Origin of the sequence: Thalassococcus sp. BH17M4-6 (assembly GCF_049323015.1) — a bacterium.
Lineage (GTDB): Bacteria > Pseudomonadota > Alphaproteobacteria > Rhodobacterales > Rhodobacteraceae > Puniceibacterium.
On the sequence record NZ_JBMPGU010000010.1, the window covers coordinates 167,357 to 178,411 of the forward strand.

Annotated in this window: 12 protein-coding genes; 4 read left to right on the plus strand and 8 right to left on the minus strand. The window is 64.2% G+C overall.

Annotation, left to right across the window (positions count from 1 at the left end):
• Window positions 1-30: 30 nt before the first annotated feature.
• The 4 genes from ACOXXX_RS15280 to ACOXXX_RS15295 form a co-directional block, all read right to left on the minus strand.
• On the minus strand, window positions 31-405 hold the full coding sequence (locus ACOXXX_RS15280; protein WP_422827467.1) for a hypothetical protein: 375 nt from the start codon (window positions 403-405) through the stop codon (window positions 31-33).
• A 97-nt stretch (window positions 406-502) separates the two neighbouring features.
• On the minus strand, window positions 503-1,957 hold the full coding sequence (hydA, locus tag ACOXXX_RS15285; RefSeq protein ID WP_422827468.1) for a dihydropyrimidinase: 1,455 nt from the start codon (window positions 1,955-1,957) through the stop codon (window positions 503-505).
• 23 nt (window positions 1,958-1,980) lie between these two features.
• Entirely contained in the window at window positions 1,981-2,217 is a 237-nt protein-coding gene (locus ACOXXX_RS15290; RefSeq protein WP_422827469.1) for a hypothetical protein, read from the minus strand.
• Window positions 2,214-3,464: a Zn-dependent hydrolase gene (locus ACOXXX_RS15295; RefSeq protein WP_422827470.1), complete on the minus strand. Its 1,251-nt coding sequence runs from the start codon at window positions 3,462-3,464 to the stop codon at window positions 2,214-2,216. Before ACOXXX_RS15295 ends, ACOXXX_RS15290 begins: the two co-directional genes overlap by 4 nt.
• A gap of 186 nt (window positions 3,465-3,650) precedes the next feature.
• On the opposite strand from ACOXXX_RS15295, the gene ACOXXX_RS15300 reads away from it, so the two are divergent.
• Window positions 3,651-4,280 (plus strand): TetR family transcriptional regulator C-terminal domain-containing protein, encoded by a 630-nt coding sequence (locus ACOXXX_RS15300; RefSeq protein ID WP_422827471.1) that lies wholly within the window; start codon window positions 3,651-3,653, stop codon window positions 4,278-4,280.
• A gap of 21 nt (window positions 4,281-4,301) precedes the next feature.
• On the opposite strand, the gene ACOXXX_RS15305 is transcribed toward ACOXXX_RS15300, so the two are convergent.
• Genes ACOXXX_RS15305 through ACOXXX_RS15315 form a run of 3 tightly spaced genes read right to left on the minus strand, consistent with a single transcriptional unit; the run spans window position 4,302 to window position 7,369 of the window.
• A complete protein-coding gene (locus ACOXXX_RS15305; RefSeq protein ID WP_422827472.1) occupies window positions 4,302-4,697 on the minus strand; it encodes a VOC family protein in 396 nt (131 codons plus the stop codon).
• Between the two features lie 5 nt (window positions 4,698-4,702).
• Window positions 4,703-6,010 carry an NAD-dependent dihydropyrimidine dehydrogenase subunit PreA gene (preA, locus tag ACOXXX_RS15310; RefSeq protein WP_422827473.1) on the minus strand — a complete coding sequence of 436 codons (1,308 nt, stop codon included), beginning with the start codon at window positions 6,008-6,010 and terminating at the stop codon, window positions 4,703-4,705.
• Window positions 6,011-6,037: 27 nt separating this feature from the next.
• Window positions 6,038-7,369 (minus strand): NAD(P)-dependent oxidoreductase, encoded by a 1,332-nt coding sequence (locus ACOXXX_RS15315; RefSeq protein WP_422827474.1) that lies wholly within the window; start codon window positions 7,367-7,369, stop codon window positions 6,038-6,040.
• A 214-nt stretch (window positions 7,370-7,583) separates the two neighbouring features.
• Here ACOXXX_RS15315 and ACOXXX_RS15320 point away from each other — a divergent pair, with 214 nt between their 5' ends.
• Window positions 7,584-7,832 carry a DUF1127 domain-containing protein gene (locus ACOXXX_RS15320; RefSeq protein WP_422827475.1) on the plus strand — a complete coding sequence of 83 codons (249 nt, stop codon included), beginning with the start codon at window positions 7,584-7,586 and terminating at the stop codon, window positions 7,830-7,832.
• A 225-nt stretch (window positions 7,833-8,057) separates the two neighbouring features.
• Here the strand turns inward: ACOXXX_RS15320 and rpsD are convergent, their stop codons facing one another.
• A complete protein-coding gene (rpsD, locus tag ACOXXX_RS15325; RefSeq protein ID WP_422827476.1) occupies window positions 8,058-8,678 on the minus strand; it encodes a 30S ribosomal protein S4 in 621 nt (206 codons plus the stop codon).
• Window positions 8,679-8,955: 277 nt separating this feature from the next.
• On the opposite strand from rpsD, the gene ACOXXX_RS15330 reads away from it, so the two are divergent.
• Both ACOXXX_RS15330 and ACOXXX_RS15335 read left to right on the plus strand, forming a co-directional pair.
• On the plus strand, window positions 8,956-9,780 hold the full coding sequence (locus tag ACOXXX_RS15330; protein ID WP_422827477.1) for an EAL domain-containing protein: 825 nt from the start codon (window positions 8,956-8,958) through the stop codon (window positions 9,778-9,780).
• Between the two features lie 121 nt (window positions 9,781-9,901).
• On the plus strand, window positions 9,902-11,055 hold a 1,154-nt coding region (locus tag ACOXXX_RS15335), incomplete at its 3' end, for an acetyl-CoA C-acetyltransferase (RefSeq protein ID WP_422827478.1).

The window sequence follows — 11,055 nt, forward strand, 5'->3', positions numbered from 1 at the left end:
GACGGACCTCTACCGAACAACGTGGCGCGATCATGCCGCCTGCCCCGCCTGGCCGCAGTACCGCCGCAGGCAGAAGCGAAACACGATCCCGCAAAGGACGCTCGTGGCCAGCATGACGAGACCCAGCAACGGGTACCCTTTGAAAATCGACAGGACCCACCACCAAGGCTGACCGGCGACGAAACTGGCCAGGCCCCAGGCCGTGTAGGATCGTGCACCCTTGCGCGTCAGAACGGCAAACGCCGGAATGAAGAGCACACCGCCGACGAAGGCAACGAGGCAGGTCAGAAGTGGCAGTTGCGCCCAAGGGCTGTCGACCGTGGCGCCATCCGCCCAAAAGCCAAGCGCGAGGCCCATCCCTCCGACCGATGCGGCCAAGATGTAGGCCGCCAGAACCGGCACCAAGGGGAGTGTGTCGTATAGGGAGGACTCGACGGTGCGGGCTCTGTCGGGCGGGTGCATCGGTCCGCGTCCGGTTGATCTCGATAACGTCCTTCAGGGCTCACACCCCCGTCGCGGGGATGCCCGTCCGCTCGACCGGGCGCGGGGCGGTCAGTTCCTTCCAGGACGACAGTGCCTTGTTGACCGGCCCGTCGGGCGTGCGCTTCACGAACTGGCCGTGGCCGACCTCGTGGTGCATCTCACCGTCCCGCACCGCCACCTGGCCGCGCGTGAGGGTAAAGCGCGGCAGGCCCTTCACGTGCTTGCCTTCGAACACGTTGTAGTCGATGGCCGATTGCTGGGTCTTGGCGCTGATGGTCTTTTCCTTCTCGGGGTCCAGTACCAGGATGTCGGCATCCGCGCCGGCAAGGATCGCGCCCTTTTTCGGGTAGATGTTCAGGATCTTGGCGATGTTGGTCGAGGTGACGGCGACGAATTCCTGGGGCGTCAGCCGCCCGGTGCCCACGCCATAGGTCCAGAGCATCGGAATGCGATCCTCAAGACCCCCGGTGCCGTTGGGAATCTTGGTGAAGTCGCCGACGCCGAACCGCTTTTGATCGGTGGTGAAGGCACAGTGATCCGTCGCCACGACAGACAGCGACCCCGACTGCAGCCCGGCCCAAAGGCTGTCCTGATGCTGCTTGTTGCGGAAGGGTGGCGACATCACCCGGCGCGCGGCATGGTCCCAGTCCTGATTGAAGTACTCGCTTTCGTCCAACGTAAGGTGCTGGATCAGCGGCTCGCCCCAGACGCGCTTGCCCTGCATGCGCGCGCGGCGGATCGCCTCGTGGCTTTCCTCGCAAGAGGTGTGCACGACATAGAGCGGCACGCCCGCCATGTCCGCCAGCATGATCGCGCGGTTCGTTGCCTCGCCCTCGACCTGGGTGGGCCGCGAATAGGCGTGCGCCTCGGGGCCAGTGTTGCCCTGCGCCAGAAGCTTGGCGGACAACTCGGCCACCACGTCGCCATTTTCGGCATGCACCAGCGGGATCGCCCCCAGTTCGGCGCAGCGGTTGAACGAGGCGAAGAGCTCGTCGTCGTTGACCATCAGCGCGCCCTTGTAGGCCAGGAAGTGCTTGAAGGTGTTGATGCCGCGCTCTTTCACCACGGTCTCCATCTCGTTGAAGACCTGTTCGCCCCACCAGGTGATCGCCATGTGGAAGGAATAGTCACAGGCCGCGCGGGTCGATTTGTTGTCCCACATCTGCAATCCGTCCAGCAGCCCCTGACCCGGCGATGGCAGGCAGAAATCCACAACCATCGTCGTGCCGCCCGCCAGCGCCGCGCGGGTACCGCTTTCGAAATCATCGCTGGAATAGGTGCCCATGAACGGCATTTCCAGATGCACATGCGGGTCGATCCCGCCCGGCATGACATAGCAGCCGGTGGCGTCCAGAACCTCGTCGCCTTTCAGATCGGGCCCGATCTCGATGATCTTGCCGCCGTCGATCAGCACGTCTGCGGTATAGGTCAGATCGGCGGTCACGATGGTGCCGTTCTTGATGACTTTGGTCATGGGGTCTCTCCCTGTCGTCTGTTTTATTCGTTCAGGCACACCGGCGCGCCGTCGGCATCCAGCACCGGTTCCGCCGGACCGCCGCTTGCCGGCACGACCGACTGGCAGCCGTTGCGGTCCACCACCAGCTTGGCGCCCACCGCATCCTCAACCACGATGGAGCCGTCGGCACGTGGTCCGCCACCGCCGCCCAGCCCGCCAAGGCTGGGCAATCCGCCGCAGCCCGCGAGGAACAGCGCCAGCACAAGCGGCGTCCTCATGCGACGATCTCGGCCGTTTCGACCACCGCATGCATCAGCACGTCAGCCCCGGCCGTGGCCCAGTCGCGCGAAATCTCTTCGGCCTCGTTGTGGCTCAACCCGTCGACGCAGGGGCACATGATCATCGCCGTAGGGGCCACCTGATTGATCCAGCAGGCATCGTGGCCGGCACCCGAGATGATGTCGCGATGCGAATAGCCCAGCCGTTCGGCCGCCGCACGCACGGCGCTGACGCAGCCTTCGTCAAAGGTCACCGGATCGAAACCGCCGACCTTTTCGAACGCGATCTCAAGCCCCATGTCGTCGGCGATCTTCTGACCTTCTCTGCGCAGCCGCGCCTCCATATCCTCGATCACGCTCAGGTCGGGCGACCGGAAATCGACGGTAAAGACGACCTTGCCCGGGATCACGTTACGCGAATTGGGATAGACGTCGATATGTCCCGCCGCCCCCACCGCATGGGGTTTGTGCGACCACGCAATCTCGTCCACCTTTTCCAGCACCCGCGCCATGCCAAGCCCTGCATTCTTGCGCATCGGCATCGGGGTCGATCCAGTGTGGCTGTCCTTGCCGGTGATGGTCACCTGCGTCCAGCTGAGGCCCTGACCATGCGTGACCACGCCGATATCCTTGCCCTCGGCCTCGAGGATGGGGCCCTGTTCGATGTGCAGCTCGAAAAAGGCGTGCATCTTGCGGGTGCCCACCGGTTCGTCACCGCGCCAGCCGATGCGGTCCAGCTCATCGCCAAAGCGCAAGCCCTTGGCATCGGTGCGGTCCTCGGCCCAGTCCTGCTGGTGCACACCGGCGAACACGCCCGAGGACAGCATCGCCGGCGCGAACCGGGTGCCTTCCTCGTTGGTCCAGTTGGTGACGACGATGGGATGTTTGGTCTGGATGCCCAGATCGTTCAGCGTGCGGATGATTTCGAGCCCGCCCAGAACGCCCAGAACGCCGTCGTACTTGCCGCCCGTGGGCTGCGTGTCGAGATGGCTGCCGACATAGACCGGCAAAGCGTCGGGGTCGGTGCCGGGCCGCATGGCGAACATGTTACCCATGGTATCAAGGCCCATGCTGCAACCCGCATCCTCGCACCAGGACTGGAACAGCGCCCGGCCTTCGGCATCGGCATCGGTCAGGGTCTGGCGGTTGTTGCCGCCCGCGACGCCGGGGCCGATCTTGGCCATCTCCATCAGGCTGTCCCATAAACGATCACCATTGATCCGCAGGTTTTCCCCCGGTGCCGCCATCTTCATCCCCTTGCGTGTCGTCCACGGGCGGGAAAGTGTTGCGCCCGCCGCACATGTTTTTTACCATTTGGTCAAGACACGATTGCAATGCGCCCCGGCTCTGTCAAGGTTTCACTTGGACACGCTGCGGCAAAGTTTTCAAGCCGCCCATTTCCTGCCCATGGGACGATCAGACCGGAGTATTCGATGCCGTCACCCGCCCCGCGATCCACCGAGAAAAAGCCAAGCCGCATCCAGATACGCAACCGCCGGATCATCCTCGATGCGGCGCTGGACGTGTTTTCGCGCCATGGCTTTCGCGGCAGCACGCTGGATCAGATCGCCGAAGCGGCGGGCCTGTCGAAACCCAACGTCCTTTACTACTTTGAAGGCAAAGAAGCCATCCATGAAGAGCTTTTGCAGGCGCTGATGTCGGAATGGCTGGCACCGCTCAACGCGATGGATCCCGACGGCGACCCGCTGGAAGAACTGATCGGCTATATCCGCCGCAAGATGGAGATGAGCCAGACCTATCCACGCGAAAGCCGCCTGTTCGCCGGTGAGATCATTCAGGGCGCCCCCCGCATGGGCCCGCATCTGAGCGTCGGGCTCAAGCCGCTGTTCGATGACAAATGCGCGCTCATTCAGGGCTGGATGGATGCCGGAAAGCTCGCCCCGACGGACCCGGGGCACTTGATCTTCTCGATCTGGGCAGTCACGCAGCACTATGCCGATTTCGGCACGCAGGTCGAGGTGCTGATGCCCGACAAGACCCGCGCGCAGGCCGGTGCCATGCAGCATGTGGAGCAGATGTTCAGAAAGCTTCTGCGGCCCTGATTCCGCGTCGGGGCGCCGGGTTCAGGCATAGTCCGACGGGTCGACCTCTGCCGCGTCGAAATCAACGTGCAGATGGTTGCCGTCCGGGTCCCAGACATTGACCTGCACGACAGGGAACCCCGGCAGCTTTGCAACCCGCATCCGCTCTCCCCGCGCTTCCAGCCTTGCCTTGAAGCCGGCAAAACCGGTGGCCGAAAACGCCCCGTGTTCCAGCTTCAGATCGGTGCCGGGATCGGTGGGCGGGCTGTCCACGCCGACCAGATGGACCAGCGCATGATCCCCGGCATAAAGCCAGGCGCCCGGAAACCCGAAATCCGGGCGCCGTCCGGGGGTCAGGTCCAGAACCTCGCTGTACCAGGCGATCATCCTGTCCAACTGCGCGGTACGGATGTTGATATGATCCAGCCGCTCGATCATCCGCCCTACTCCGCCGCCTTGGCCGCGGCGGGGTTGTTGGGATGCGTGGTCCAGTTGGCATAGTCCGCCTCGACCGTCTGACCGGTGCGCGGGTCGACGGCGCCTGCCGCCATCGGCTCCATCGTGATGCAGCCTTCGACCGGGCAGACGTTCACACACAGGTTGCAGGCGACGCATTCGTCATCTTTGACCTCGAACACCCGGCTGTCGGACATAGAAATCGCCTGGTGCGAGGTATCCTCGCACGCGGCAAAGCAGCGCCCGCAGGAAATGCACAGATCCTGATTGATCCGCGCCTTGGCGACGTAGTTAAGGTTCAGGTGCTGCCAGTCGCTCAGGTTCGGGACGGCGCGGCGCACGAGTTCGGACGTGGCCGTCATGCCCTTCTTGTCCATGTAGTCTGACAGGCCCGAGATCATTTCCTGCACGATCTTGAAGCCATAGGTCATCGCCGCCGTGCAGACCTGCACGTTCCCGGCCCCCAGCGCCATGAATTCCGCGGCGTCCTTCCACGTGGTTACCCCGCCAATTCCGCTGATTGGCAGATGCGCCATTTCCGGCGTGCGGGCGATTTCCGCAACCATGTTGAGCGCAATAGGCTTCACCGCAGGCCCGCAGTAACCGCCATGTGCGCCCTTGCCATCGATGGTGGGTTCCGGCGCGAAAAGGTCCAGATCCACGCTGGTGATGGAATTGATCGTGTTGATCAGCGACACCGCGTCGGCCCCGCCCGCAAGGGCTGCGGCGGCGGGCTTCTTGATGTCGGTGATATTGGGGGTCAGCTTCACGATGCAGGGCATGCGGGTATTCTGCTTTACCCAGCGCGTGACCATCTCGATATATTCGGGCACCTGGCCCACCGCCGACCCCATGCCGCGTTCGCTCATCCCATGCGGGCAGCCGAAATTCAGCTCGACCCCGTCAGCGCCGGTTTCCTCGACCAGCGGCAGGATGGCTTTCCACGCCTCTTCCTCGCAAGGGACCATCAGCGAGACGACCATGGCGCGGTCGGGATAGTCGCGCTTGACGGCCTTGATCTCGCGCAGGTTGACCTCGAGCGGACGGTCGGTGATCAGTTCGATGTTGTTGAGCCCCAAAAGCCGCCGGTCCGCGCCCCAGATCGCGCCGTAGCGCGGGCCGTTGACGTTCACGATGGGCGGCCCGGCCTCGCCCAGGGTTTTCCAGACCACTCCGCCCCATCCGGCCTCGAAAGCGCGGCGAACGTTGTATTCCTTGTCGGTCGGCGGCGCAGAGGCCAGCCAGAACGGGTTCGGGCTCTTGATGCCCACGAATTCGGTTGTCAGATCAGCCATCTTGCTTGCCTCCCGTAGGGTGGGTTTTCAACTCACCACCGCCATCAGTGTCGCGTGAATATCCTCCGCCGCGTCGCGCCCTTCGGCGACGGCCGTCACGGTCAGATCGTCGCCGCCTGACGCGCAGTCGCCGCCCGCCCAAACCCCGTCAAGCGAGGTCCGCCCGGCACCGGTGACGGCGATCTTGCCGCCGTCGAGGTCGGGCAGGTCCGCGCCCGAAAGGCTCTGACCGATTGCCTTGAACACCTGGTCGGCAGCCAGCCGGAACCTCTGGCCCGTGGGCGCCAGCGCGTCGTCGGTGTATTCGAACTCGATCTCGCGCACGGCACCGTTGCCATGCACAGCCACGGGCGAGGCGTTGCAGATGATCCGAACACCCTTGGCCGAGGCAAGTTCCTGCTCGTAGCGGCTGGCATTCATCCGCGCGCGGCCCCGGCGATAGACGATGGTGACGTTGAGCGCGCCCAGAAGTTTCGATTGTACCGCCGCATCGACCGCCGTCATGCCGCCGCCGATCACCACGACATCGCGGCCCACGGGCAGCTGGCTCAGGTCCGGCGTCTGGCGCAGGTCGGCGATAAAGCCCACGGCGTCCAGCACACCGTCCTTGTCGGCCCCGGGGGCCGAAAGCGCATTCACGCCGCCCAGCCCGATGCCCAGGAAAACCGCGTCATGATCCGCGCGCAGTTCCTCAAGCGTGATGTCGCGGCCAACGACCTTGCCGGTCTGCATCTGGATGCCACCGATCTGCAGCAGCCAGTCGACCTCGCGCGCGGCGAAATCCTCGGTCGATTTGTAGGCGGCGATTCCGTATTCATTGAGCCCGCCGGGCTTGTCGCGCCCGTCGAAGATCACGACGTCATGGCCTTTCATCGCCAGCCGGTGCGCGCAGGCCAATCCGGCGGGGCCCGCGCCGACCACGGCGATCTTGCGGCCCGTGGCGGCGCCGCGTTCGAAGGGGTGCACGCCTTTAGCCATCAGCCCGTCGGTGGCAAAGCGCTGCAACCGCCCGATTTCGACCGGCTTGCCTTCGGCCACCTCGCGCACGCAGACCTGTTCGCACAGTGTCTCGGTCGGGCAGACCCGCGCACACATGCCGCCCAGGATGTTCTGGCTCAGGATCGTCTTGGCGGCGGCATCCGGCGTGCCGGTGGCGATCTGCCGGATGAAAAGCGGGATGTCGATGTCGGTGGGACAGGCGGTGATGCAGGGCGCGTCATGGCAGAAATAGCAGCGATCCGCGGCCACCAGCGCCTCGTGATCGTCCAGCGGCGGATGCAGATCGGCAAACCCCTCGCTCAATTGCGCCGGCTCCAGCCGTCCGGCCATCACACCTTCGGCCAAGCTTTTTGCATCCATGCCGCTTCTCCCGTTGCAAATCTTGTCAGTCTTTTGGAAAGGCTCTCACAGGATAATTTTTTTATCAACTGGTAAAATTTAGGCAGCGTGAGAACGCCCGAGTCATGCGCTGTGCCGAAAGCGGCTATTCCGCGACGGCAGTGGTCGATGCTGCAGTTGCAGCATATCTTCGGTGGCAGGGAGGCCCTTACCAAGGCCAGAAAGGAAATTGACCATGGCTTATACAACCGAACAGTTCCTGTCCCACACCTCCAGTGTCGGCAGCATCGCCAAGAACGCACTTGTCGGCGTCGGCGCCGCTTTCAACCGGTTCTGGGAGATGCTGCTCCGGGCTTCGGAGCGCAATCACCGCTACCGCACGGTTCAGGCCCTCAACGCGATGAGCGACGAGAAATTGGCCGCGCGTGGCATCAAGCGCGAAAACATCGTGCGCCACGTCTATCGCGACCTGTTCTACATCTGACACGTTCAGCGCGGCCCGAGACAGGGCCGCCGCCGTTCGGGCAGCCGCTTTGCACGGGTTGCCCGGACCTTCCCTGAAGGTACCGCGGCGCCAAATGCACGAAAATTCGGCCCGCATCCCTCAACGCAGGACGGCACAACACGAAAACGCCCCCGCAGAGGTCTGCGAGGGCGCTTTTTCGTTCGCGTCGCCCCAAAAACATCCGGGGCGCTGGGTCGGCACAGATCAGTTCTGTGCGTAGAATTCGATGACGAGGTTCGGTTCCATCTGAACCGCGAACGGCACGTCCGACAGGCCGGGGGTCCGCACGAAGGTCGCGGTCATCTTGGAATGGTCGACCTCGAGGTAGTCGGGCACGTCACGCTCGGGCAGTTGCACGGCTTCGAGAACCGCGACCATCTGCTTGGACTTCTCGCGGACCTCGATCACGTCACCCTCTTTCACGCGGTAGGACGGGATGTTGACGCGCTGGCCGTTGACCAGAACATGGCCGTGGTTGACGAACTGGCGGGCGGCGAACACGGTGGCCACGAACTTGGCACGGTAGACGACGGCGTCCAGACGACGCTCCAGCAGGCCGATCAGCAGCTCGCCGGTATCGCCTTTCTGACGCTCTGCCTCGCGGAAGATGCGGCGGAACTGCTTTTCGGTCAGATCGCCGTAATGGCCCTTCAGCTTCTGCTTCGCGCGCAACTGCAGACCGAAGTCGGACAGTTTGCCCTTGCGGCGCTGGCCGTGCTGGCCGGGGCCGTATTCACGGCGGTTGACCGGGGATTTCGGACGACCCCAGATGTTTTCACCCATCCGGCGGTCGATCTTGTACTTGGCAGAGGTGCGTTTGGTCACCGTCTGATCTCCTTCTGTTTAGGCGCTGCCCGAACCGGGCGGCTGTGAAGGGCGTTGTCCTTTGAACTTTCGCTCTGACAGGCATCCCCTTGCGGGGGCCACCAACACCAATGAAGCGGCGCTTATATCCAAGGCCGGGGCAGAGTCAACACGCCCCCGCCGCTTTGTCCCCTAGGGCGAGAACTGCGCGCAATTCTATGCATCGGTCCGAATTAAACCTCTGCTTAAGGCGGCATGGCCAAAGTCCCGTTCGGATGAGGCGAAAGAGGCGCAGGCCATGGCACCAAGAAAATTCCCGAACGGCCCGCGCGACGCGCTGACCGCCGCGATCGAACAGCGCGACCGACATACGCTCGACATGGTGACGGCCGCGATCCGGCACAAACAGGTGCTGATGGCCTATCAGCCGGTGGTGCAGGCCACCAGCCCCGACCGCATCGCCTTTCACGAGGCGCTGATTCGCCTGCAGGACGAGACCGGGCGCATCATCCCCGCGCGCGATTTCATCGACGCGGTCGAGGAAACCGAACTCGGGCGGCTGCTGGATTGCCTTGCCCTGGAAAAGGCCCTGCAGACGCTATACCGCGAACCGGACGTGCGGCTGTCGGTGAACATGTCGGCGCGGTCCATCGGCTACAAGAAATGGCTGCGGACCCTGTCGCGGGGTCTCGACCGCGACCCGACGGTGGCCGAACGGCTGATCCTCGAAATCACCGAAAGCTCTGCCATGATGGTGCCGGAACTGGTGGTCAGCTTCATGTCGGACCTGCAGCGGAAGGGTATTTCCTTCGCGCTGGACGATTTCGGCGCAGGCAACACCGCCTTCCGGCATTTCAAATCGTTCCAGTTCGACATCCTCAAGATCGACGGCCAATTCATCCGCGCCATCGCCTGCGACCCGGACAACCAGGTGCTGGCGCGCGCGATGCTGTCCATCGCACAGCAGTTCGACATGTTCACCGTCGCCGAAATGGTCGAACGCGCCGACGACGCGGCCTATCTGGCCGATCTCGGCGTGGATTGCCTGCAGGGCTATTATTTCGGGGCGCCGACCGTGAAACCGGATTGGATGACGGACAGCCCGCTCGCCGCCGGTGCCTGATCCCCTTTCGGTTGCGATTGGGTGCGCCGTTCCTCTATGACTGCTGACAAAGGCAGGGGTTGTGCGTTGTCCCCCGGGCGCGCATGCTTCGCCTAACCCGAAGGTCTTTGGAGGACTCATTATGACCAATGTTGTTATCGCATCCGCGGCCCGCACGGCTGTCGGCAGTTTCGGCGGGTCGTTCGCCACGACGCCCGCGCATGATCTGGGGGCGGCGGTGCTCGAGGCGCTGGTCGACCGCGCCGGGATCGACAAGGCCGACGTGTCCGAAACCATCCTGGGCCAGGTCCTGACCGCCGCTCAGGGCCAGAACCCCGCCCGCCAGGCGCATGTGAACGCCGGTCTGCCGCAGGAAAGCGCGGCCTGGGGCATCAACCAGGTCTGCGGGTCGGGCCTGCGCGCCGTGGCCCTGGGCGCGCAGCACATCCAGCTGGGCGATGCCGAGATCATCTGCGCCGGCGGGCAGGAGAACATGACCCTGTCGCCGCATGCCGCCAACCTGCGCGCCGGTCACAAGATGGGCGACATGAGCTATATCGACACGATGATCCGCGACGGCCTCTGGGATGCGTTCAACGGCTACCACATGGGCCAGACCGCCGAAAACGTCGCCGAAAAGTGGCAGATCAGCCGCGAGATGCAGGACGAATTCGCCGTCGGATCGCAGAACAAGGCCGAAGCCGCGCAGAAGGCCGGCAAGTTCGATGACGAGGTCATCCCCTTCACCGTCAAGACCCGCAAGGGCGAAACCGTCGTCGACAAGGATGAATACATCCGCCACGGCGCCACCATCGAGAACATGCAGAAACTGCGCCCCGCCTTCACCAAAGACGGCACCGTGACCGCCGCCAACGCCAGCGGCCTGAATGACGGCGCGGCGGGTGTGCTGCTGATGTCCGCCGACAACGCCGAAAAGCGCGGGATCGAGCCGCTGGCGCGCATCGTGTCCTACGCCACCGCGGGCCTTGACCCGTCGATCATGGGCGTGGGCCCGATCTATGCATCGCGCAAGGCGCTGGAAAAGGCCGGCTGGAAGGCCGAGGACCTGGACCTGGTCGAGGCGAACGAGGCCTTCGCCGCCCAGGCCTGCGCGGTCAACAAGGACATGGGCTGGGATCCGGCCATCGTGAACGTCAACGGCGGCGCCATCGCCATCGGCCACCCGATCGGCGCCTCGGGCGCGCGGGTGCTCAACACGCTGCTCTTCGAAATGAAGCGCCGCGACGCCAAGAAGGGCCTCGCCACGCTCTGCATCGGCGGCGGCATGGGCGTCGC